This is a genomic window from Chitinophaga sp. (assembly GCF_019236475.1).
Classification (GTDB): domain Bacteria; phylum Bacteroidota; class Bacteroidia; order Chitinophagales; family Chitinophagaceae; genus Chitinophaga.
On record NZ_JAFAIX010000013.1, the window covers coordinates 229,089 to 254,198 of the forward strand.

General features: G+C 44.1%; 18 protein-coding genes. 7 read left to right on the top strand and 11 right to left on the bottom strand.

The window, feature by feature from the left end; all coding sequences use genetic code 11:
• Positions 1-40: 40 nt before the first annotated feature.
• Positions 41-1,882: a membrane protein insertase YidC gene (yidC, locus tag JO154_RS22990; RefSeq protein ID WP_291950276.1), complete on the bottom strand. Its 1,842-nt coding sequence runs from the start codon at positions 1,880-1,882 to the stop codon at positions 41-43.
• A 274-nt stretch (positions 1,883-2,156) separates the two neighbouring features.
• Positions 2,157-3,806 carry a CTP synthase gene (locus tag JO154_RS22995; protein ID WP_291950279.1) on the bottom strand — a complete coding sequence of 550 codons (1,650 nt, stop codon included), beginning with the start codon at positions 3,804-3,806 and terminating at the stop codon, positions 2,157-2,159.
• Positions 3,807-4,224: 418 nt separating this feature from the next.
• Between JO154_RS22995 and JO154_RS23000 the strand changes: the two genes are divergently transcribed.
• Positions 4,225-4,743, top strand: a complete 519-nt coding sequence (locus JO154_RS23000) for an acyl-CoA thioesterase (RefSeq protein ID WP_291950282.1) — start codon at positions 4,225-4,227, stop codon at positions 4,741-4,743.
• Positions 4,744-4,965: 222 nt separating this feature from the next.
• Here JO154_RS23000 and JO154_RS23005 read toward each other — a convergent pair whose 3' ends face one another.
• Positions 4,966-5,619, bottom strand: coding sequence for an HD domain-containing protein (locus JO154_RS23005; protein ID WP_291950285.1), 654 nt, complete (start codon positions 5,617-5,619; stop codon positions 4,966-4,968).
• 107 nt (positions 5,620-5,726) lie between these two features.
• On the opposite strand from JO154_RS23005, the gene JO154_RS23010 reads away from it, so the two are divergent.
• Positions 5,727-6,074 carry a DUF488 domain-containing protein gene (locus JO154_RS23010; protein WP_291950289.1) on the top strand — a complete coding sequence of 116 codons (348 nt, stop codon included), beginning with the start codon at positions 5,727-5,729 and terminating at the stop codon, positions 6,072-6,074.
• Here JO154_RS23010 and JO154_RS23015 read toward each other — a convergent pair whose 3' ends face one another.
• The 3 genes from JO154_RS23015 to JO154_RS23025 are packed head-to-tail and all read right to left on the bottom strand — an operon-like array spanning position 6,075 to position 9,605.
• Positions 6,075-6,665 carry a bifunctional precorrin-2 dehydrogenase/sirohydrochlorin ferrochelatase gene (locus tag JO154_RS23015; RefSeq protein ID WP_291950292.1) on the bottom strand — a complete coding sequence of 197 codons (591 nt, stop codon included), beginning with the start codon at positions 6,663-6,665 and terminating at the stop codon, positions 6,075-6,077.
• Positions 6,665-7,441 (bottom strand): uroporphyrinogen-III C-methyltransferase, encoded by a 777-nt coding sequence (gene cobA, locus JO154_RS23020; protein WP_291950294.1) that lies wholly within the window; start codon positions 7,439-7,441, stop codon positions 6,665-6,667. The genes JO154_RS23015 and cobA overlap by 1 nt, the downstream gene beginning before the upstream one ends.
• A gap of 52 nt (positions 7,442-7,493) precedes the next feature.
• Positions 7,494-9,605 (bottom strand): nitrite reductase, encoded by a 2,112-nt coding sequence (locus JO154_RS23025; RefSeq protein WP_291950297.1) that lies wholly within the window; start codon positions 9,603-9,605, stop codon positions 7,494-7,496.
• A gap of 466 nt (positions 9,606-10,071) precedes the next feature.
• Here JO154_RS23025 and hxpB point away from each other — a divergent pair, with 466 nt between their 5' ends.
• Both hxpB and JO154_RS23035 read left to right on the top strand, forming a co-directional pair.
• Positions 10,072-10,788, top strand: a complete 717-nt coding sequence (hxpB, locus tag JO154_RS23030) for a hexitol phosphatase HxpB (RefSeq protein ID WP_291950300.1) — start codon at positions 10,072-10,074, stop codon at positions 10,786-10,788.
• 229 nt (positions 10,789-11,017) lie between these two features.
• Positions 11,018-11,782, top strand: a complete 765-nt coding sequence (locus JO154_RS23035) for a cyclase family protein (protein ID WP_291950303.1) — start codon at positions 11,018-11,020, stop codon at positions 11,780-11,782.
• Positions 11,783-11,873: 91 nt separating this feature from the next.
• Here the strand turns inward: JO154_RS23035 and JO154_RS23040 are convergent, their stop codons facing one another.
• Together JO154_RS23040 and rpsA are read right to left on the bottom strand one after the other, a co-directional pair.
• Positions 11,874-12,404: an NAD(P)H-dependent oxidoreductase gene (locus JO154_RS23040; RefSeq protein WP_291950306.1), complete on the bottom strand. Its 531-nt coding sequence runs from the start codon at positions 12,402-12,404 to the stop codon at positions 11,874-11,876.
• Positions 12,405-12,609: 205 nt separating this feature from the next.
• Positions 12,610-14,502 (bottom strand): 30S ribosomal protein S1, encoded by a 1,893-nt coding sequence (gene rpsA / locus JO154_RS23045; protein WP_291950309.1) that lies wholly within the window; start codon positions 14,500-14,502, stop codon positions 12,610-12,612.
• A gap of 156 nt (positions 14,503-14,658) precedes the next feature.
• Here rpsA and JO154_RS23050 point away from each other — a divergent pair, with 156 nt between their 5' ends.
• From JO154_RS23050 to JO154_RS23060, 3 genes are all read left to right on the top strand, one after another.
• Positions 14,659-18,492, top strand: a complete 3,834-nt coding sequence (locus JO154_RS23050; RefSeq protein WP_291950310.1) for a TraB/GumN family protein — start codon at positions 14,659-14,661, stop codon at positions 18,490-18,492.
• Positions 18,493-18,632: 140 nt separating this feature from the next.
• Entirely contained in the window at positions 18,633-19,514 is an 882-nt protein-coding gene (locus tag JO154_RS23055; protein ID WP_291950312.1) for a rhomboid family intramembrane serine protease, read from the top strand.
• A gap of 80 nt (positions 19,515-19,594) precedes the next feature.
• Entirely contained in the window at positions 19,595-20,815 is a 1,221-nt protein-coding gene (locus JO154_RS23060; protein ID WP_291950314.1) for a 4-hydroxy-3-methylbut-2-enyl diphosphate reductase, read from the top strand.
• A 264-nt stretch (positions 20,816-21,079) separates the two neighbouring features.
• Here JO154_RS23060 and JO154_RS23065 read toward each other — a convergent pair whose 3' ends face one another.
• The 3 genes from JO154_RS23065 to JO154_RS23075 form a co-directional block, all read right to left on the bottom strand.
• A complete protein-coding gene (locus JO154_RS23065; RefSeq protein ID WP_291950316.1) occupies positions 21,080-21,844 on the bottom strand; it encodes a LytTR family DNA-binding domain-containing protein in 765 nt (254 codons plus the stop codon).
• Positions 21,845-21,866: 22 nt separating this feature from the next.
• A complete protein-coding gene (locus tag JO154_RS23070) occupies positions 21,867-23,816 on the bottom strand; it encodes a tetratricopeptide repeat protein (protein WP_291950318.1) in 1,950 nt (649 codons plus the stop codon).
• A gap of 102 nt (positions 23,817-23,918) precedes the next feature.
• Positions 23,919-25,109, bottom strand: a complete 1,191-nt coding sequence (locus JO154_RS23075; protein WP_291950320.1) for a glycosidase — start codon at positions 25,107-25,109, stop codon at positions 23,919-23,921.
• Position 25,110: the final 1 nt, after the last annotated feature.

The window sequence follows — 25,110 nt, forward strand, 5'->3', positions numbered from 1 at the left end:
GCCTTCTGCTAAAATTTATGACTGAATTGTTCAGATGCTATTACTTTTTGTTGCGTTGCTGCTGCATTTCCTGCTGGCGTTTCTGCATCTCTTCCAGTTTACCTTGCCATTTAGACTTGTTCACTGGTTTCTTTTTGTTTTCCTGGATTTGTGCGTGAATTTTTGCTTCGTTGATCACAAATTTCTGAATAACAAATTGCAGAATGATAGACACCAAGTTAGAGAGGAAGTAGTAGAACGTTAACGCTGCTGCTGTTCTGTTGAAGATACCCAGGAACATGATAGGCATGATATAAGGCATGTACTTCATAGCAGGGTTGCTCTGATCAGCCATACCGCGGTTATAGAACGCAAGCATGAAGCTGGTAGCAGTCATCAGCAGGGTGAACAGACTCACGTGATCGCCATAGAATGGGATATTGAATGGCAGGTGAGCGATAGAATCGTAGGTAGACAGATCGGATGCCCAGAGGAAGCTTTCCTGACGCAGCTCAATGCTGGATGGGAAGAAGCTATACATCGCTACCAAGATCGGCAATTGCAGTAACATTGGTAAACATCCACCGAGCGGGTTTACACCTGCGCTCTTGAAGAGTTTCATTTGTTCTACACCGAAAGTCTGTTGATCATCACCATATTTCTTTTTCAGTTCTTCGATTTCTGGTTTCAGCACTTTCATTTTCGCCTGAGATACATAGCTCTGATAAGTAAACGGAGCGATGAGCAGACGGATGAAGATAGTGAGCAGAATGATGATCAGGCCATAGTTGTGGATAAATCCGCTGAGGAAGTTAAACACAGGGATGATGAGCCATTTGTTCACATATTTCACGAAAGCAAAGATACCGGAGCCCAGTGGAATGATTTTTTCCAGGCCGAGATCGAAGGATTTCAGTGTTTTATAGTGGTTAGGACCGTAGTAGATTTCAATTGGGAAATTGAAATCAGCAGAGCGGTCGTAAGGGATCTGCAGTGTAGTGTAAGTTTGACCTACGATGTTAGCACTTTCAGGTACTTTGGTATTGATATCAGCGCTAGCGAAATCAGTTTTCTTAGCGATGAAAGTAGTGTTGAAGAACTGTTGTTTAACGCTGATCCATTTCAGTTCGTTATCCAGTTTTTCGTGCGGAGTACGCTGAATGGTGAAGTAATCGTGTTTCTCCTTGTTGGTCATGTAGTGCACCTGGTTGTTCAGGCGTTCGTTCTGCATGTCTTGCTCCTGCTTGTCTTCCTGAGAGTTCCATTGCAGGGCGAGGGTTTTCTGATTACCTGGGAGAATATTATTGAAACCAACAGCGTGGATATTGTAGTCTACCACATAGCTACCTGGTTTCAGGGCATAGGTAAACTCCAGGTAAGCGCCGCCAGCAGCGTTCAATCTGTAAGAAATAGACTGCTGATCGCCGGACTGTTGTGGTTGGGAAGCTGTAAAAAACAGGTCCGCACTTGGCAGTACTTTGGTAGCGCTGGCAGGAACTTCTACTGATAAACGGTTGAAAGAGTTATTAGTGAGCATCAGCGGCTGACCTTCGTGGGTCTTGAACTTTTTCAGTTGTACAGACGCTGGCTGACCACCTTTATTAGAGAAGGTAATTTTTACTACATCGTTTTCCAGGACGCTGGTTTGTTCGGTACCAACAGCGGCTGCTGCAAATACACCATATTCTCCTGAAATTTGGGCCTGATGGGCGGAATCGAGCTGAGTACCAGCCAATGCAGCAACTGTATCTACAGGTACTGTTTTAGGCTTGTTCACATTGGCGATGGAATCTTGTATGGCCTTTTCGTGGGCAATGTTCTGCTGCTGTTTGTTATTGTAGAAAATGTATCCTACCAGCAACAAGCCCATTAATAAAAAGCCAATAACCGAATTTCTATCCATGAAATGCAATTAAAATTTAGGCAGCAAAGGTAATCCTTTTTCTGGCAAAGCCGCCAAAGGTTATATACTGTTCCCTTTATTGTTTATTAAAGAATTGTTAAAAGAAAAAGAAGCTGTATCAAAAAACCAAAAGTGACGTCTGCGACGTCACTTTTGGTTTTTTGATATTTTTCGTCGTCCCTGCCCGCTGGGCAGGGACGACAGGCTGGAATCATTTCCTTTTCCTATACTTTTAATAATATTTATATTATTAAAAGTAATATATCAACAGTAATTATTTAGCAACTGCTTCCTCGTTGTGAACAGCTTTGCCATTTTTGCTTTCTGCATAGGTTTTGGCTGCTTTCACGAAAGAAACGAACAGCGGTGCTGGCGCTTCTACGGTACTTTTCAGTTCTGGATGGAACTGAGAACCTACGAAGAATGGATGGTTTGGCAGTTCGATCATTTCTACGAGGCCAGTATCCGGGTTTTTACCGGAAGGCACCATACCTGCTTCTTCGAATTGCTGGAGGAAGTCGTTATTGAATTCATAACGATGGCGGTGTCTTTCGCTGATATGAGTGCTGCCGTAGATTTCCGCTGCTTTGGAGCCCGGACGCAGTTCGCAGCCATAAGCGCCCAGACGCATGGTACCACCTTTAGCAGTGATTTTCTTCTGTTCTTCCATCAGGTTGATCACTGGATGAGCAGTATCCGGGTTCATTTCCACGGAGTGTGCATCTTTCCAACCGAGTACGTTGCGGGCATATTCCACAACGCTCATCTGCATACCGAGGCAGATACCGAAGAAAGGCAGGTTATTTTCGCGGGCATACTGAATAGCAGTGATTTTACCTTCAATACCACGGTGACCGAAGCCTGGGGCTACCAGGATACCGTCCAGGTTTTTCAGTTTTTCACATACATTTTCAGGAGTCAGGTGTTCGGAGTGAATATTTTGAATAATCACCTTGCATTCATTCACGGCGCCTGCATGTACAAAGGATTCCAGGATGGATTTGTAAGCATCCTGTAATTCCACGTATTTACCGATAAGACCGATGGTTACTTTTGTTTTTGGATATTTCAATTTATCCAGGAATTCGCGCCATTTTACCAGTTCTGGTTCTTTTTCAACTGGCAGGTTCAGGCGTTTGAGCACGGAAACATCCAGTTTCTCGCGCATCATTTCCAGTGGTACTTCGTAGATAGTAGGAACGTCGTTGGCTTCAATCACCGCATCTACCTGTACATTACAGAACAGGGCGATTTTCTTTTTCAGATCGCGGTACATTGGTTCTTCCGTACGACAAACGATGATATCCGGATGTACGCCATATTCGCTCAACAGACGTACAGAGTGCTGTGTAGGCTTGGTTTTGAGCTCTTTTGCTGCACGCAGATAAGGAATCAGTGTCAGGTGAACTACCAGGCAATCTTCTTCACCAAGTTCCCATTGCAACTGACGAACAGACTCAATATAAGGCAGGGATTCAATGTCACCCACGGTACCACCCAGCTCCGTGATCACGATATCATATTTACCGTCTTTACCGAGGAGGAGGATCCGACGTTTGATTTCATCTGTGATGTGCGGGATTACCTGAACGGTTTTACCGAGGTAAGCACCTTCTCTTTCCTTGTTGATAACTGTTTGATAGATACGACCGGTGGTCACGTTGTTGGCCTGAGAGGTAGGCGTATTCAGGAAACGCTCGTAGTGACCCAGATCGAGATCGGTTTCGGCACCATCTTCGGTTACGTAACATTCCCCGTGCTCATATGGGTTTAATGTTCCCGGATCCACATTGATATACGGATCAAACTTCTGAATAGTCACTCTAAAGCCGCGTGCTTGCAATAGTTTAGCCAGCGAGGCGGCTATAATTCCTTTACCCAAAGAAGATGTAACACCTCCCGTTACGAAGATATATTTTGCCATAAAAACTAAAATTCTGCTAAGAATACTTGACCTATAATGGGGGAAGTGCCGGACTGCTTTTGGTGCGATACCTGTCAAGTAAAATACTTCCGAAGGTCATGCAAAGTTACACAAATTTGCTTCGCGCCCAAGTTTTTATGTGGATTTGACAATTCACAAGCAAAAAAATCCCCTGGAATCGGCCCCTGTCAACCCCTGCTGGCAGCGGATTCCATCAGATTTTGAAAATCATAAAAATTATACGCACTGCAAACACGTATCATTCAAAAAATCTCCCTAAAACATTGGAATATCATAACTGTTTATCATCTTACGATAGACAAATTCCAAATTTCGACCTTTAACAAAATACTATCTTTTTTAATGCATCTCCCCTATCGATCAGATATCGTAAATTTGCGTCCGAAATACATAAATAATGACATTAACGCCTAAAAGAGCGCAGGACTCCCTGATTCAGATGACAGAACTCGTGTTACCAAATGATACCAATACTTTTGGTAATCTGATGGGAGGACGACTGATGTACTGGATGGATATTGCCGCAGCGCTATCATGCATGAAACATTGCTCTGCTCCCGTGGTTACCGCCTCGGTAGATAATATCTCTTTCGAAAATCCCATCAAACTGGGAAATGTGGTACATATTGAAGCGAAAGTGAGCCGGGCATTCAATACTTCCATGGAAGTACATATGCGCGTATGGGGTGAAGATCCTGTACAGCAATATCGCTATAAATCAAATGAAGCATTCATGACATTTGTAGCACTGGACCCTAACGGTAACTCCAGACCTGTTCCTCCTATCACCGTGGATACAGAAGAAGAAAAAAGATTATATGAGGGCGCGCTGCGTCGTAGACAGCTCAGACTTATCCTCGGTGGAAGAATGAAGCCAGAAGATGCGGATGAACTGAAAGCACTCTTTAATATATAATAAAAGCTGAAATTTACTGCCTGTTGCCCCTGCCCGCTGGGCAGGGGCAACAAAAAAATAAGAAAATGGAATGACGTCAAAGACGTCATTCCATTTTCTTATTTTTTTAATACAGACTTGTGGAGTTCCGCGCTGCGCGCGGTAACTCCTCCCGCAGCAGGTTGCTTGCAAATTACTTGTGAAAATTGTGCAAGTAACGAATGCAGAGCGACTTTCGTCTCCCTACATTCCCTCCCACTCCGCATAAAATTGCTCCAGATACTGCTCCATAAACTGATGCCGCTGTGCCGCGAGTTGCTTACCGGTTTCAGTATTCATCTTATCGCGCAGCAATAATAACTTTTCGTAGAAATGATTGATGGTAGGCGCATTATTGTGTTTATAATCTTCTTTGCTACGTTGCATCACAGGTGAAATATTCGGATCATATATCATCCTGTTTTTAAAACCACCATAATTGAACGCCCTCGCAATACCAATAGCACCAATGGCATCCAATCGGTCTGCATCCTGCACCACACCCAGTTCTAAGGAATAGAATCCATTTTCATTATGGCCACCTTTGAAGGAAATATACCTCACAATGTTTTCTACATGCTTGATCACCTCTTCCGATAATCCTTGCTGCTGCATAAAAGCAACCGCTTTTGCAGGTCCGATTTCTTCATCGCCACCATTGAACTTGGAGTCTGCAATATCATGTAATAAAGCGCCCAACTCCACCACCAACATATTTACATTTTCACTTTTTGCAATACGCTTCGTCTGATTCCAAACACGATAAATATGCCACCAGTCATGTCCACCTTCTGCTTCGGCCAGTTCCCGTTGCACATATGCTACAGTTGCATCAATAATTTGCTGTTGTTCTTCCATAGCGCTAAAGATAGGAAGTTTAAAGTGGAGTACTATTACAAAAAGGGGAATATCAGGCCGGTCAACTGATCTGCCAACATTTTGCTGATATTAGGGGTTATAATGATATGATACAAATCAAACGCGTATATGAAGAATTTAGGGAGACAGACGGTTATCGGATTTTAGTAGACCGTCTGTGGCCACGGGGCCTCTCCAAAGAGAAGGCCCATGTAGACGAGTGGCTCAAAGATATAGCGCCCACGGATGAATTAAGAAAATGGTTCAATCATGAACCGGAGCGCTATCCGGAATTCAAACAACGGTATGAAAAAGAGCTGAAGGAACATGCCGATTTGTTAGATCAAATCCGCACAAAAGCGGCACATCACCGGGTAACTTTATTATATGGCGCGCACGATGAAGAACATAATCAAGCCAAAGTATTGGCTGAAGTGCTCGCGAAAAAACATTGATTAAAGTTCCTTTGTATCCGGATCTACCAGTACATCGGTGATATTATTCAGTTTTTTCACTTTCGCGGCGAAATCTCCTTTTAGTTTGTCGCGTATAATATGTAGTTTTTGTAAGACATCATCCAGGCTGTCTGGAATAGCCTCTTGCAGCACCTGTTTCAGGCGCTTGGCCACAGTAGGTGATTTGCCATTCGTAGAGATGGCAATCTTCAGGTTACCTTTCTGTACTACAGAGCCGAGGTAGAAATCGCATAACTCTGGCGTATCCGCCACATTTATCAGGACTTTGCTTCCCTTGGCCTTTTCCCAAACACATTGATTTAGTTCTCTATTATTGGTGGCAGCAATCACCAGGTCTTTCCCCAGCAGATCTCCACAAGAAAAAGGTTTCAGAATGAGGGTAACATTTGCATAGTGCTTTGCCAGTGCTTGCAGCTCCGGCAAAAAAGAAAGCGACACCACCGTAATCGTTGCTTCCGGGCTGTTTTGCAGCATGGCATTTACCTTTTCCATTCCTACATTACCGCCACCCACCACCAAAACGTGTAGGCGATGTAACTTAAAGAATACGGGAAACAACTGATTTTCCATTATACAGCAATTTTGAGTCCTTCTGCAACCCTGGTTTGCAGGGCTTGGAACGCTTCATGGAAGCGAACCACTTCTCCTACCACAATAATGGCAGGGTTATGTAACTGATGTATTTCAGCAATTTTTGCCAGGTCGGCCGCCTTACCTACACCAATCTGTTGATTAGGCAGCGTGCCATTCTGGATAATCGCAGCAGGCGTATCGCCTTTGCCGCTAGCCTCGTAGATACCTGCTATTTCTTGCAGTTTCCCCATGCCCATGAGAATTACTACCGTTGTATTGGCGGCCACTGCATGTTGCAAATCGCGGGAAAGGCTGCCGGCCTTTGTATTTCCAGTGATTACCCAAAAGCCTTCACTTACATTTCTGGCGGTAACGGGAATCTGATTCATTCCCGGTACCGCGATCGCACTCGTGATACCTGGTATCACTTCCGTAGCAATACCAAATTGTTGTGCAAATGCAATTTCTTCAGAGCCTCTGCCGAAAACAAAGGAATCACCCCCTTTCAATCTTACTACACTACCATAAGTGAGTGCATACTTAACAATCATGCGGTTGATCTCTTCCTGTGGATAGACATGCATACCAGCTCTCTTCCCTACAAATCTGCACAGGCAGTCGGCGGGCGCATGTTCCAGGAGTTCATTGTTCGACAGCGCATCGTAAAGAATCACCTTGGCATTTTGAATAGCCTTCAGGCCCTTTACCGTAATCAGTTCCGGATCACCGGGACCGGCGCCTACGAGGGTGAGTTTCGGTTGTATATGCTGCATGTTGTTAAGTTTTAGAAAGATAAATAATAGTGGTTACTGTACACGGCAGTGGTTAAGCCTGCACAGTAGCGGCTTTCTGGATACGATAAGCCTGCGCTTTCGCATAAAATTCTTCCGCTTGTTTGAAATAAGTGCCTGCGAAAGTTTCCGTAGGCTCGTTCTCGTTAATCTGTAATACCAGCGATCTGAAATCTTTTTCAAAGTTGAATAAACCGGTAGCCACAAAGTTTTTATCAAAATCGTTGATCACACCGGTTTGTGTATTACAAGCAATTCCTTCACCCAGCAGCAGCGCCTTAGCTCCCTGTACAAACACAGAGTAAGCATGATAGATACCATCCGCATAAGCACCTTGTACCAGTGCAGCAGCACCGAGTTCCAGTTTTTCTTCTGCTTCCAGTAAGAGGGTTGCCACCAGGTCAATTACTACGCCGGCACACTCTCCTACGCCAATCGCAGTAGCAAATTGTTGTGCCTGACCCCAGTCGACGAATGCATCATCAGAAAGGCTGGTCAGATCTGCCAATGGCTTCAACAGTTCATAGAAATATTTCTCTCCTTGGCGATCGTAGTATTGATTGAATTTTTCTTCAGGCAGCGCATTGATTTCATAATTATGCAGCAGTGCGCGGAGTACATCTGGTCCACGGCGACTAGGTACTTTAATTACTTTGTCGGCTACACGACCTTCTCCATCCCCTACGATACCACCGCCCAGCAATACTTGCAGCGCAGGTAGTACTTTACCGCCACTTTTCAGTGAGCTACCATGAAAACCAATGCTGGCAATTCCATGCTGGCCGCAGGAATTCATACAGCCGCTGATTTTTATTTTGATATCCTTATTATGAACGAGGTCTGGGAATTCAGCAGCAATCACGTTTTCCAGTGCTTCGGCAATACCTGTACTGCTGGAGATAGCCAGGTTACAGGTGTCGGTACCAGGGCAAGCAGTGATATCGGCGATACTGTCGAAACCCGGTGCAGCAAAGCCTTCCGCGTCCAGTACACTGTACACATATGGCAAGTGTTCTGGCAGGATGTATTTCAGCAGCAAGCCTTGGTTGGCAGTTACGCGTACATCATCCGCGATCACAGGGCGCAGGGCCTCAATCAGTTTGCGGCTGGTAACAGAAGAGATATTTCCCAATGTTACTTTTACATAGGCAGCGAAGTATCCTTTTTGTTTCTGTTCAAATACGTTCGTTGCTTTCCAGGTTTCATATTGTTGCTGATCGCGGATAGTGAAGGCTGGAACAGCGTCTGTTACAGGGGGAACCGTGTTCTGGTAGCCCTCATAATCCACTTTTATAGATTTGTTTTTAACCGCTTTATATTCTTCTTTTACCAATCTGTCAAATTCATCCCAGCCGAGTTTCTGCACGAGAAATTTCATTCTCGCTTTATGGCGACTGGCCCTTTCTCCGTAGCGATCAAATACGCGTAATACATTTTCGATGTATGGGATCAGGAGATCTTCTTCCAGGAACTCGAAAGCAGGTTTTGCGAGGAAAGGTTGTGCGCCCAATCCGCCACCTACCAGTACTTTGAAGCCACGTACTGTTTTACCGTTTACTTCCTTCACTTTAGGAATCATGCCGAAATCGTGCATGAAAGCCCAAGCAGAGTCTTTATCACTAGAAGAGAAAGCGATTTTTATTTTACGGCCCATATCCTGACAGATAGGGTTACGGAGAAAATAGCGGAAAGCAGCATCAGCATATGGCGTTACATCGAATGGTTCATCCGGGTCGATGCCAGCACGATCAGAAGCCGTGATATTACGAACGGTATTACCGCAGGCTTCCCTGATGGTGATATCATCCAGTTCCAGTTTAGACCAGAGTTCAGGTGTTCTGTCCAGGCTCACGAAGTGAATTTGGATATCTTGACGGGTAGTCAGGTGGAGATTACCGGTAGAATATTCATCGGAGATTTCAGTGATACGATGCCATTGCTGCAGGGTCATTTTCCCATATGGCAGCTTGATGCGCACCATTTGTACCCCTTGCTGGCGCTGGCCGTATACGCCGCGTGCCAGGCGCAGACTACGGAACTTTTCTTCCGGGATACTACCTTCACGGAAAGCGCGGATTTTCTTCTCCAACTCAATGATATCGCGTTCTACGATGGGATTTTCGAGTTCTGTTCTGAAGCTTTGCATATAAAATATTTTCTGGTGGCAGATAGCAGATTTTATTTCTTTCAGGGCTCTACTGCTTCAATAAAAAAGCCCCCGGTTGATTGTTCCGGAGGCTGTAGTATGTTATAATCAGATTGATAATCAACTATATCATAACGCACACGCCTCCTGGGTCATTGACATACAACAACACGCGATAAACATCATCTTTTGTCCATTACCCATATTCCCTATAATTTTAGTAGAGTAATACAAAGATATAAGACGTCCCTATTATTCCAAAACTTTTTTTCATAAAAATTGGGGGCCTTGATTAGATAAAATTCAAAATTCAGGAGGGGCTAAAATGGATTATAGCAGCATATGGACAAGACCGTTATCTGCAAATCCTTTACCCGTATGGATTACATGAAACTCATCTGCAATTATGCCGCATGAGAAAGCTATGGAAGGTATAACCTATTATTATGGGTGATAACTTATTGTTATGGGTAAACCAGCGGTTGAAAATAAAAGTGATAACTTTGCGGCGCAAATCGGCAATATGATCAACACGGTAATATTTGATATGGATGGCCTGCTGGTAGACTCAGAACCACTCTGGGGATTAGCCATGCGGGAGGTATTCAGCACAGTGGGCGTACAATTATCCCCTGAATTGACACATAAAACCACCGGGCTTCGGACAAAGGAAGTGGTGAGTTATTGGCATAATTACTTCAAATGGAATACGAAGAGTCCAGAACAGGTAACAGAAGAAATTATTGACAGTGTTACTTCCAAAATAATAGCGGATGGTCACTCTATGGAGGGCCTGCACTATATTTTACAGTTTTTCCAGGAGCGTAATTTCAAGATTGGTTTGGCATCGTCTTCTCCTAAACGCTTGATAGATGCCGTTTTGGAGCATTTGCAGATCCGCGATTATTTTCAGGCGGTGACCTCTGCAGAGTTTGAAGATTACGGCAAACCGCATCCCGCAGTATATTTGGCCTGTGCGAAAGCATTGGGTAGCGATCCGTTGGATTGCATTGCATTTGAAGATTCTGTTACCGGAATGACAGCTGCCAAGGCTGCTCGTATGGTAACGGTGGTGGTACCGGAGCCGCATAATCGGCAAGATGCAAGGTATAAACTGGCCAATATCCAGTTGAATTCATTGCTGGATTTCAACGATGATAAACTGGATTTACTGCGGCAGTAAGTTTATTATCTCGCAAAGGCGCAAAGGGCAAAGGATTATGTTTTGTTGTTTGTTTAAGACCGCAAAGAGCAATTTACAGTACTTGTATTCTATACTGGAGAGACTATAACCATTTAATTCAACGGTGGTTAAGTTCTTTGAGAGCTCATAATATCAAAACAAAATCAAACAATAAAACATAATCCTTTGCCCTTTGCGTTCTTTGCGGGAAATGATATATTTTTCTCCTATGAAAATTGTAGATCTCTCCAAAACCATTGCTTACAACAAGCAAGACCCTTGGTTTATGCGTATCCGCATCAAGCATAAGCCTCACCGCAGCAGTAAAGGATTGATAAGGTTTTTTCTCGGCTTGCCGGCCCGATTGTTTCCTGAGGGATTCACCGGATGGGCAGACGACAAGATCCTGGGAATGGGCGTACATGCCGCTACGCACATAGATGCACCTTGGCATTACGGGCCCACTGTTGATGGAAAGCCAGCCAAAACAATAGATGAAATTCCGTTGGAATGGTGTTATGGCGATGGTGTGGTATTAAACATGACGCATAAGCAGGATTTTGAGGAGATAACGTTGGAGGATGTGCAGGCAGACATCGCTAAAACGGGCGTAAAGATTACACCAGGCACCATTGTGCTGATCCATACAGGCCGGGATAAATATATAGGCACGAAAGACTATCCTATGCGCGGCACTGGCATGAGTGCGGCGGCCACGCACTGGCTGATTGATCAGGGAGTGAAGGTGATGGGTATTGACCAATGGGGATTTGATCTCCCGTTAAAATATATGGCGCAAAATGCCAAAAAACTGGGAAAAAAGGACTATTTCTGGCAAGCGCACTTGGTGGGGCAGCAGAAAGAGTACTGTCATATGGAGCAGTTGGTAAACCTGGGAGCATTGCCTCCGTCTGGGTTTAAGGTAAGTGTGTTTCCATTGAAGATTAAGGGCGCTAGTGCCGCACCAGCGAGAGTGGTGGCGATATTTGAATAGTATTTTATTTTTCTGAAGTGTTGCAGGACCTGCGGTCCTGCAACACTTCAGAGGGATTCCCGCTGCCCCATCGGGGCAGCGAGAAAATCTGTCAGAGGTTATTCAGAAAATCAATGTACAGGGGCACACTTTTCTCTATCCATTCTTTATCAGCATTCCGTTCAATGCCATAGTATGCAAAGAATGGCCTGTAATCGGCTTTTATGTATTCAAAGGTGAGCTCAAAAGGTCGCGTGAGTTCTTCCATGGTGTACTTGTATTTACCTGTGGTGCTATATTCTTCTTCATCTACCCCAACGGACATCGCCAAAGCGATTTTCTTCCCTTCCACTTTGTATTCGCTATTGCTTCCATAAGCCCAGCCATAAGTAAGAACATCGTCCAACCATTTCTTGAAGAAAGGCGGACAGTTGAACCAGTAATAAGGAAATTGAAATACAATCTCGCTGTATTGTTCTATCAGTGCTTGCTCTGCCAGTACATCAATTTTCTCATCGGGATAAATGCTATGTAATTGATGGATATGATAGGTGTCAGGGTACTTATTTAATTCTTCTATCCATCGCTTATTGATAACTGAACTGGCGATATCGGGATGGATAATGATTACTAATGTTTTCATATGTCGTTTCACTAAAATGATTGGCGAAAGTAAATAAGACATCTGAGTATTGTACGTTGGCAGCGAATTGTATGATACTATAAAAAGGTAAGTAATGGCGGGTAGCGGGAATCAACAAACTATCTGATAACATGGCATAAAAAAAGAGATCGCAAAAGGATTGCTCCTTTTGCGATCTCTAAATATTGATCAAGTGAAACTGATCTTACTGAGCAGATTTTTCTTCTCCGCCTTCAGATTGTTTCAGTTTTTCGCGCAGTTCAGCGAGAGCACCCAGATCACCTAAAGTAGCTTTTTCTACTTTACCCTGGATGTTTTTCACAGCTTTACGAGTTTTGTCAGCTTCAGCGCGTTTTTCTTTCACGATAGCTTCTTTCTCTTCAGCTTGTGCTTTTTCCCAAACTCTGGTATGAGAAACCAGGATACGTTTTTCAGAGCGATCGAATTCGATGATCATGAATTCTTTCACGTCTTCAACGTTGATAGGTTTGTCATCTTCAGTTCTCAGGTGACGAGCAGGAGCGTAAGCTTCCAGACCGTACTGCAGTTGAACGGTAGCACCTTTCTCATCTTTCTTCACAACGGTACCTTCGTGTACGGAGTTGATTGGGAAGATAGTTTCGAAAGTGTTCCAAGGATCTTCTTCGATCTGTTTGTGACCGAGGCTCAATTTACGGTTTTCTTTGTCGATACCCAGGATAACTACATCGATTTCGTTACCTACTTTGGTGTACTCAGATGGGTGGTTGAAACGTTTGATCCAGCTCAGGTCAGAGATGTGGATCATACCGCCGATACCAGTTTCCAGTTCAACGAACACGCCATAAGGAGTGATGTTTTTCACGATACCTTTGTGACGGCTGTCTACAGGGAATTTAGTTTCGATAGTGGCCCAAGGATCTTCTGTCAGTTGTTTGATAGACAGAGACATTTTGCGCTCTTCTTTGCTCAGGGTAACTACCACTGCTTCGTATTCTTCGCCTAATTTGAAGAATTCTTTAGCGTTGATAGGGGTAGAAGCCCAAGAGATTTCAGATACGTGAACCAGACCTTCAACACCTGGCATGATTTCCAGGAATGCACCGTAATCTTCGATGTTAACTACTTTACCTTTTACTTTAGCACCTTCAGTGATGGTAGCTGGTAAAGTATCCCAAGGATGCGGAGTCAGTTGTTTGTAGCCCAGGCTTATGCGACGTTTTTCGTCATCGAAGTCAAGCACAACAACGTTGATTTTCTGATCCATTTGGAGCACTTCGCTTGGGTGAGAGATACGGCCCCAGCTGATATCGGTGATATACAGCAGACCATCCAGACCACCCAGGTCGATGAATGCACCGAAGTCGGTGATATTTTTGATAGTACCTTCCAGCACCTGGCCTTTCTCCAGTTTGCTGATGATATCTACTCTTTGTTGTTCGATGTCGGACTCGATCAGTGCTTTGTGAGAAACTACGGCGTTGCGGATGGTTTCGTTTACTTTCACCACTTTGAACTCCATAGTTTTACCAACGAACTGGTCGTAATCGGTAACTGGTTTCACATCGATCTGTGAACCTGGCAGGAAGGTTTCCATACCGTAAACGTCTACGATCAAGCCGCCTTTGGTTTTGCTGGTAACAGTACCAGTAACCACTTCGCCTGTTTTGTAAACTTCCACGATTTTTTCCCATGCACGTTTCTGGCGAGCTTGTTTACGGCTCAGGTGCAGGTTACCATCGCGGTCTTCTTTTTCTACTACCAGTACTTCTACATCGTCGCCGATTTTCAGACCTGGTAAGTCACGGAATTCGTTCAGAGAGATCAGACCGTCAGATTTGAAACCAATGTTGATCACTACATCTGTGTTGGTCAGACCAACTACAGTACCATTCAGCAGACTGTTCTCTTCAAATACTTTGAAAGTAGAATCGTAAGTTGCATCGTACTTTTCTTTTTCTTCTTTGCTGTAAGAAGAAACGTTACGTTTGTCTACGCTCCAATCGAAATCGTCGTGAGCAGTAGCAACAGGAGCATTTTTTGTCGCTGTTTCCACTGGAGTAGCTCCAGCAGCCTGTTGTTCAGCGTTTTGTGCGTTAGGAATGTTGTTTTCGCTCATAAAATAATTAAAGTTTTAACCCGGAATACCCGGATTCCCTTTTTAATTGGGACTGCAAAAATACGTTATTTAACCCGATCTGCCACGCCTTTTTTCCTTTTTACCATTGTTTTTGAATACTTTCGCTGTTCATTAACATATTATCCCATATAACCTATGCTGTCGACCCAAGCCCATAGGGCAACGCCACCGTTGCAAGCTACACGCACCAAGATGATGCCAGCTATTATTGCATGTTTCTTAATGATAATGTGTAATATTCAATCTGTCAGTGCTCAATCAAGAAGTAAATACCAGTTGCTCTGGCGCATAGACGGTCCTGGTATAAAACAATCTTCCTACCTCTATGGTTCCATGCACCTGCGCGATCCCAGAGTATTTGAGTTCAGCGACTCGGTATTGCTGGCATTTCACCAGGCCCGCAATTTTGCTACGGAAGTGGACATGGATTCACTCATGACTAGTTTAATCGATGCAAACGGCCCCTTACAGGATACTACCAACCACCTTCGCAAACAACTCAACAAAGAGGAATACCGCTTTATTGATAGTCTTATATTTAAAAAAGCGGGGATTCACATCAGTCAGATGCGTGTAAAAACCGTATGGGTAATAGAAAAGTTGTTGTTAGACCAAGAAGAGGCGCTCATCTCGGAGCAAAAAAACACCCAACGGCAAGGCATCTTCCTGGATGGCTGGTTCCATGAAAAAGCAGCCATACTGAATAAAAAACTAATGGGCCTGGAACCAATTTCCAATCAGTATTCCCTATTTAAAAGTGCAATATCGGATGTAGATAAACAGGTGTTTCTCGCCGAAATGGGCTACTATAATAGTCATGCATCCGGAGACATGTTTACACCACCAGTAGGTACCCCTGATAAGGTAGATAAAAATACGCCTCCTCCTGGCCCCCCTCCCATTGTAGAAACACTTGCACCCAATGGCCTCAACCCGGAAGCCCGCTATCTGGATTCCATGGTTAGTTTGTACTATACCGGCGATCTTGATAAAATCACCCACTGGTTTATTGACGCGGTAGATCCAACATCCGAGGAAGGTAAATGGATGGAAAAGCGTAACCAGGACATGACTGCAAGTATTATCCGCCAGATGCCGAAAGGAGGGCTCTTTGCGGTAGTGGGCGTTGGCCATCTCACCGGTAAAAACAGTATTCTGCAATTACTCCGCAAAAAAGGATATACCGTTACTCCCGTAACGGCCACCTTTACAGGAGTAGCTGCCAAGTATAAAGATGATTATGAAAAGCTGGGCGGCTATACCCTTCATAAATTGGCGGAAGGTTATACGGTGGTATTACCAGGCGCTCCTTATGCCTACCCAATTCCAGGCTCCAATACCAAAATGTACTTCAGTGTAAACGAAGCAGCAGCCGAAGCAGCTTTCGCCTTTTCCATGAGCAATATACAGACTGGTAGTGATGCCAAAGGAATTCGCCTGAATATGATAAAAGGGATGGCTACCAAAGCTGGCTCTATGCCTGCTAACCTACAGGAAATTCAATATATGGATGTTGCCGGAACACAAGCAGATATCAGTGGCTTTGGCGCCCTATACCGTGCCCGCGTTTTTGTGCGGAATGGTAAGGGATATCTGTTTATGCATACGGTAACCGCTGAAGACAGCAGTAAAGCCATTAAATTCTTCAACTCTGTACGCTTCAATGATATTGCTGTAACGACTACCACCTATGGTACTCTTAACTTGAATAAAGTTGGTATCTCCTTTAAATTCCCAGAACAATACCAATCGTTCAATGTTGGAAATGCAACGCATATGGATGTTGGGGGCAGATATGAAGAAGTGCATAGTGCTAGTGATGCCGAAAAAGGGATCACTTTTACTTTCAGTGGACAACGAATGCTACCCGGATACTATATCACCAATGATTCTCTCATATTGGCTGATCTCAAAAAAGGAATATTACTACGAGATAGTCTCGTACAATTTACAGAGGAGAATATTCACCAAGAGCATGGATTGAAAACAATTACCTATCGCCTCACCGGTTCAAATATTTTCCATGGTAGTTTAAAAGTTATTTACCGTGGAAATAACGTCTACAGCTTCATCACACAGTATCCAGGAGATGTACCCCCAGCACCTGTAAAAGAGTTCATGGATAATTACAGTCTCACTCCACTGCCAGCAACTTCCCTGAACACTACCTTTACGGCGGAAGACAGTTCCTTTACGCTCAAAGGGCCAGTTGAATATGCTCCTTATACCGGTAAAATACCTAATAACGGAACTGGTTTTTATTATGCTTATGATCCTACTTCTGAAGGATCTTACATGGTATTAGAAAAGAAATTTGGGGAATACACCTCCTCAGATCCCTATACACTGATCAACAAGGAGTTTACGCCTGCATCAGACACATTGAAAATGCAGCTCCTGAATGAAAAGAAATATAAACAAGATGGAATGTATGTTTATGAGGTTACCTATAAGCCACGTCATTCCAATTGTATTCGCATGTTCAAAAAGATAATTATAGCAGGTCATCATGGTTTTATGTTTACAGCCTTATTGACAGACGATGCTGTAAAAGCTGGTCTGGATAAGGCTTTTCTATCCAGCATTGCTATCAACAAAGCGCATATTGATACGCTGGATATTCAATCTGATAAGAAACAGGAACTGATCAAGCATCTGCAATCTACGGATACCCTCCAGGTAAAAGCCGCCCGTACTGCGCTTTGGAACATCACCCCTGATAATAATCTGCTGCATCAGATCCATCAGTTGATTTTCCAGGATCTTCCACTGAACCGACACATGGAAGGTGCGCCACTGAAACTCAACTTGTATAATTGGATGACGAGGAAAGATTATACACTAGCGAATGCAGATGATGTAGCCGCTTCGGATAATCAAAAAGAAAATGCAACAGCAATTGCACATCTCACATCTGCTGAGAAAATAGCAGCGGTAAAGCAACTCATGAAAGAAGCGCAAACCCTGCATGAACGACAACTCGTCGTAAGATGCATGTCTGGTATTAATAGTGAAGAGGGTTACCAATTATGTATACAAAATGCATCCGCACTTCCGAAAGACTCTCTAAACTGGAGGGGAACTTTCCAATTTAATCTGCCCAAGAAATTATTTTATGAAAAGCACTTGCCAGATTTGATTCAGACTGCCAGTACTTCCCCGAATCTATTGGCCTATTTGAGTACTGATTTACCTGATAGCCTGTGGAATTCTCCGTATTATGAAAAATGCAATTTGGGAAGACTGAAATCAGGCTTAGTAAAATTGTATGACGAGGAAAGAATGAACCTGGAGAGGAAAAAAGAATCCTCCAGTACCAATGCCATACAATTGATGAAAGTTCTGAGCAAACCTAATCTGGCAGAAGGGAATGCACCTCTTCTCAGACGTATGCTGGCAGATACCATTTCCATGAGTGATTATTACGGCGCATTAGGTTTGATGAATACTCGCCAGAAAGTGGCAGACAAAGACCTCAAAGCCTTAATTGCTAATGATTCACATGCTTTGTGGTTTATTCAGAAAGTAGCCACTGCCAAACAATTGGCCGTTATTAACCCTTTCCTGACTGCAGAAAGAATTGCTGCTTTACAGGTAAAGGATTATTTCAATGAGGATGAAGAGGTGAATACAGTAGATACCCTACAATTGGTAAAGACAAAAACCATTGACACATTAAGCTATTTCATATATAAATACACCTGTCAGTACGAGTCCTATCAGGAAGATGTAGATACTTCCATTACGAAAAGGAAAAGTGGCTATATCCTCTGCGGCGGCCAGCCGGTAAAGGGCACCAATTGGAACTTGGAAAATCCTACCATCAAGAAAATGGGATCTCAACTGGGCCTATTTACAGATGCATTCCTGACTTCCTTTATAAAGGATGATATAACGATAAAGGAAGACAGGGAAGAGGAAACCTCCGAAGCAGCCCCTCCTTCCGAAGCCCCTCCGGTGAGAAATTAGGGAAGTTTTAACAGAACTATCACTATACTTTTTTGTTTAATATTCTATAAAATACTGCTGGCCACTTTAGTTAATCCAGCAGTATTTTTTTTTGAATGTGCTGCATTCAAATTCCCGGATTTTTATATTAATTTGTAGATATGAACGGGACCTCTTTTCAATCGGATATTCGTTATTGGCTAAGGCAAGGAAATACAGTTAACCATCTGCTTTTCTGGAACATAATTATTTTCCTGGCATTAAATCTTTTACGCCTGGTAGATCGTTTTTCACAAAGTGGCATGTATGACTGGGTATATAGCCAGGTAGCCCTTCACTCCAACCTCTCCATTTTCATTGTGAAGCCATGGGGCTTAATTACTTATATGTTTTCCCATGTGCAGATTTTCCATATTCTGTTTAATATGCTGAACCTTTTCTGGTTCGGAAATATTTTCCGGGAAATGCTCGGTAATCAGCGGGTATTGCCAGTTTACCTATTAGGTGGATTAGCTGGTGGACTGGTGTATATGGCTGCCTATTACCTGATGGTCCATAATAGCATGGATGCCCTAATGATAGGGGCTTCTGCATCTGTTATGTGCCTGCTGGTAGCTGCTGCTACACAGGTACCGAACTATGAAATCGGGCTGCTGTTCATTGGATCTGTGAAACTGAAATGGCTGGCGCTCGCCTTGGTGATCATTGGTATCATCACGATGTTTGACGGTAACTTCGGCGGGGTCATGTCCCACTTAGGAGGAGCTGCATTCGGATTCGCTTATATCAAGTTGCTGCAAAATGGGACAGATATGGCAAGGCCGCTCATCTGGCTCTTTACGCCTAGTGAAAGGAAGTCTTCCAAACAACCAGCTACCAAAAAATTCAAGCCTAAAAAATCTCCACTGAAAATAGTGAAGAAAACAGACGAAAATACCCAGTCCAGACTGGACCAACTCCTCGATAAAATAAATGAAAAAGGTTATTCGAGTCTGAGCGCAGAAGAAAAAGCCTGGTTGGAAAAAGTAAGCAAGGACAGCTAAAGGGTTGGCTGTCTGGCCCAAATATCCTTCATCCCAATCAATTGATTAACTTTGCCAACAATTTATAGGCTCATCAAGACATGAAAACATTCAACGTTCCGGTAATATATCGCAGTCCGCTGATCACCGCTATTAAAAACCAGCGCAAACAGCAGGACCGTATGAAAAAAGATTTCACCCCTACCGTACTGGATTTCGGTCCGCTGAAGATACTGCTGGCAAGGCATTTCGGCTTTTGTTATGGTGTAGAGAATGCCATCGAGATTGCTTTTAAGACGGTAGACGAGAATCCCGGCAAACGCATTTTCCTCCTCAGTGAAATGATTCATAACCCTCATGTGAACAACGATCTGCTGAGCAGAGGCGTACAGTTTCTCATGGATACCAGTGGCAAACAACTTGTTCCTTGGTCTGAATTGCAGCCGGAAGATATTGTGATTGTCCCTGCTTTCGGAACTACCCTGGAAATCGAAAAGCAACTGGAACAACTGGGTATAGAACCTTTGAAATACAATACTACCTGTCCTTTCGTGGAAAGAGTGTGGAATAAGGCAGAACAGATTGGTCAGAAAGACTATACTGTTATTGTGCACGGCAAACCCAAACATGAAGAGACCCGCGCTACTTTCAGCCATAGTCAAGCCAATACCGCAACGGTGGTGGTGAAAGATATGAAAGAGGCCATCCTACTGGGTGAATTCATCAATGGCAAAAGACCTGCTGCCGAATTCGCGACCGCCTTTGCCGGTCAGTTTTCACCAGGATTTGATGTAGAAAAAGATTTGCAGCGTGTGGGCGTAGTAAACCAGACTACCATGCTGGCTACAGAAACCCAGGCTATTGCCGATCATATCAAAGATGTGATGGTAGCCACTTTCGGATTAACGGAAGAAAATTTATCCGAAAGGTTTGCCGATACCAGAGATACCCTCTGCTATGCCACCAACGATAACCAAAGTGCTGTAATCGGCATGCTTCGCGAACCGGCAGACCTGGCCGTGGTAGTAGGCGGCTATAACAGCTCCAATACTTCCCACCTGGTAGAGCTCTGCGAAGAGCAACTACCTACTTTCTTTGTTTCCGATCCGGAACAACTGGAATCCAAAACAGCAGTACGTCATTATAACTTCCATAATAAAGAGAAAAAGTACTCCCAAAGCTTCCTGCCGGAAAAAGATCAGGTCACTATTTTGTTGACAAGCGGCGCCTCTTGCCCTGATGCTTTAGTGGAAGGAGTTATCCGCAAGTTGCTCTCTTTCTATCAACTGGAGCACAAAGCGGATGAACTAGCTATGGCATAAAATTACAATTCGTAAAGAACTTATAAATAGGCATATAACAAAAAAGACACCACTCAGGTGTCTTTTTTCTTTGGGGCTAATCACGCTAGTAATGCAGAGAATAAAATCTTTATATAAGGTTTATATTGTAATCTTGATACAAATCTAATTGTTAGCAAAAAGGCATGCAACTTCCAATTATTATCCGGTAGCTAAATTACCATAAGTGGTATAAAAACGTTAAAATCTGGAATTAACATTTCTAAGTTGCTGAATAGCTGAAGGCTAGAACTGCATTGCCTTTTTCAGGAATTCGGCTTTGCGTCTTCTTGACACTTCGACTTGCGTACCATCGCTCATCAATGCAAAACCGCCCTCTCCTTGTATATATGATTGCATCTGTTGCAGGTTGATCAAATGAGAATTATGCACCCGGAAAAAATCCACGTCTGTTAGGAGTTCTTCAAACTCCTTCAGCGGACGGGACACCATCAGGTTCTTTTTATCTGTGAAGAAAATTTTGGTGTAGTTGCCGGTAGATTCACATCTCACGATATTCTGTACGGGCATAAACACTAATCCGTTGATGGTAGGCAAGGCGATTTTCTTATGCGTCTGCTGTAAGGTTTTCATGTTTTGCAGGAAAACTTCCAGGGGAGAAACAGACTGATCTTTGGATTTATTCTGTTGCTTCTCTCGGAATTTATCCAGCGCATCTTGGAGTTCCTTTACGCTAAAGGGTTTCAGCAGATAATCCAAAGCATTGAACTTAATCGCTTTCAGGGCATATTGTTCATAAGCCGTTGTAAAAATAACATCGAAGGTTACTTTTTCATATTGGCGCAATAGTTCAAATCCGTTTTGGTGGGGCATTTCCACATCGAGGAATACCAGATCTGGCTGGAGTTCATCGATTAATTCGCGGCCTTCCCTGACACTATTGGCCGCTCCAATCACTTGCACACCGGGGCATTTCTTAAGGAGCATTGTTTGGAGTGCGTCTATACAGTGTTGCTCATCATCTACGATAATGGCTTTTATGTCACTCATTTATGTAGGTTTTAGTTATATGCTAGAAAATAAATTCCGCAGGCAATATGATAGTAACCAGGGTGCCAGTTGGTTCTCCGGTAGTATCTTCCAGGTCTGTCACTATTACGCTGGCATCTTTGTTATTGATTTTACGAATCAGGTCAATTCTGCCTTCTGTTACCTTCATACCAACAGAGGTATGCGTTTTGCCTTTCCTGGCTTTGATTTCCATAGCTCTCTTTCTTCCGATACCGTTATCGGTAATGGTACATACAAGGCTGCGTCCTTCCAGTCGGATGCCGATATCCAGTTGACCTTTCTCATTCGATTTATGTACGAGTCCGTGCCAAATAGCGTTTTCCACATAGGGCTGTAATATCATGGGAGGAATCAGTACTTCTTCATCATGGATATCAGGCGCCACCGTAATCCGATAATCAAATATACCATTACATCTTAAGGATTCCAGGTCTAGGTATAGGCGCAGGGATTCCAGTTCTTTATTCAGGGAAACAAAGGTATGCTGGGTATTATCCAGGATGAGGCGCATTAGTTTGGAAAATTTGGTAAGATAGTCCGACGCTTCTTCCTGGTTATTGCTCCAGATATACCGATGTATGGAACTAAGAGAGTTGAAAATGAAGTGGGGATTCATCTGCGAACGAAGGGACCGGAGTTCCAACTGCAAGGTTTGCTTCTTTTCTTCCAGGTTCCGGTGACGGATATAGAAGAACCCTCCTACTGTTAGCATCGTCAGAAAGGCCACCAGCGCAAAGATAAAAACTACGTTTCTTTTTGTGCGCAATTCTCCTACCATTTTATCGTGTTCCAGGGCGCGGATCTGGTTATCTTTCCGGTCCACATCGTAGATGGCCTGCATCTGGTTCAGGGCCATCGCGGACTTTTCATTGAGGATGCTATCCTTGTAGAGCAGTGATTTATCTGTGGCATCCAGGGATTTCTGGAAGTCGCCGTTGTTCTTGTAATCCAATGCCAAGGCCTTGTAAATATCCATGAGCAGGGATTTGAAGCCCCAATAAGTGCTTAATGCAATTGCCTCTTGGAAGAAATGCCGGGCTTCCTCATGTTTGTTTTGTACGCTCAGCAGTTTACCGATATTCAGATAGCTTTCTGCCATGTGTACTTTATCATCTACCTGATCATTGACCTGTAAGGCTTTCTGGAGATATTCCATGGCGGTGGCATAATCTTTCTTTTCCTGGTATGCGGAGCCCAGGGAATTAAAGCAGATGACTTTCCCGGTGCTACTCTTTATTTTTTCATTGATCGCCAGGGAGCTTTTATAATGTTGGATAGCCAGGTCCAGTTTGCCCAGGCCTTGATAGGCATAGCCCAGGTTTCCCAGGTTGATAGCCATTCCGAGGGGATTATTACTTTCCTCCTCCAGCTTCAACGCATGTTGAAAACGTTCGATGGCCAACTCATATTTCCCTTCTGATAACTGGATATTACCGATGCTATTAGTGGCTACACAGATATTCTTCACGTTGCCAATTTTTTCCGCGATCTGGAGGGCAGCAAAATGATAATCGAAGGCTTTCTGGAGCTTATCCAGGCGGCGGCAATCGACGCCGGCATTGTTGAGCGACTGGCATAACAACACCGAGTCTTTGGCCTCTTGGGCGTATTTAATGGCTCTTTCGTGATAGTCTTCCGCCAGGATGTATTGCGACTTATTCCTTTTGGCGATACCCAGTTCAGTATAGGCCATGGATAGCCCTTGTGGATATTTCAACTCCTGGCTCATCACGATGGCCTCTTGCAGGAAGATATTCTCTTTTTTATGGGCATCGAAATAAGCGGCGGTAGCCCGACTCTCTTCCAACCATACTCTTACGGTGGAAGTATCTGGCCTCAATTGTCGCAGGGAATCCAGCAAATGATATGTAAACAGCGAATCCTGGGCGAAAACGCCAGGAATTACCCCTAGGAACAGGAGCAACCAACTACATACTGATCTGATTGACATCAGCAGCAAGATAATATTTTTTTACAGGCGAAAAACGCGGGGCTGGAAGGGTATCCCCCAGGGCAGCCGCATCACCAACTGCCCTGTCAGGGAAAGAACTGCTTAAATAGCAGTGTGGGGCTGTTTATTACCGTTTACAATCTGCATAATAGTAGCTACGCTTGTTGCGGAGCGGTAGCCATCAGGAGCGGTGTGTTTTACATAATCCACCAACTGATCTATGGATGAAACTGCCACATGCATGCGGGTATCAGAGGAAGCATAATATATTAAGACACGGCCATCCTCGTCGGCAATCCAGCCATTAGAGAAAAGCACGTTGGACACATCGCCGATCCTCTCCTGCCCTTCTGGTCCCATGAAGTAGCCTGCAGGCTTGTGTATCACGCGGGTGATATCGTGCAGGTCTGTCATGAACATATAGAGCACGTAACGGAAACCAGCAGCGGTATTTCTTACACCGTGAGCCAGGTGCAGCCAGCCTTCCGCCGTTTTGATAGGCGCTGGGCCTTGACCGTTTTTAAGTTCGCTGATAGTATGGTAATGTCTTGGATCGATCACTTGTTCCGTAGTTACCACTGCTTTTGTCATATCTTTCGTATAGCCGATAGCGATACCTCCGCCGGAACCAGCTTCAATGAAGTTGTCCTGGGGTCTGGTATAGAGTGCATACTGGCCGTTTACGAATTCCGGATGCAGCACCACATTGCGTTGTTGCGGAGAGCTAGTAATCAGGTCCGGGAGTCTTTCCCAGGATTCCATATCACGGGTACGGACAATACCGCATTGCGCGATGGCGGAAGACATATCACCGGGAGCAGCCGCAGGATCTTTTCTTTCTGTACAAAACAGCCCATAGATCCATCCATCCTCGTGGGCGGTCAGTCGGATATCATAAACGTTTACATCAGGATTTTCTGTTTCAGGGATGGCTACCGGCATTTCCCGGAATTGCCATTGCTGGATCCCATCCTTACTTTCAGCGATAGCAAAGAAAGATTTGCGATCAGCGCCTTCCACGCGCACCATCATCAGGTATTTGTCTTGCCATTTGATAGCGCCCGCATTAAAAGTGGCATTGATGCCAAAGCGTTCCATCAGGAAGGGGTTACGTTGCTGGTTCAAATCGTAACGCCAGGTAAGAGGGGTATGCGCAGCCGTCAGGACGGGATGCTGATATCGTTCAAAGATACCGTTGCCTGGGAGCACCGGTTTGTTCTCCAGTTGAATCAGCGCATCCTGGGCTGTTTGTAATTGCTTTAATCGTTCACCGAAAGTTTCTCGCATTCTCATA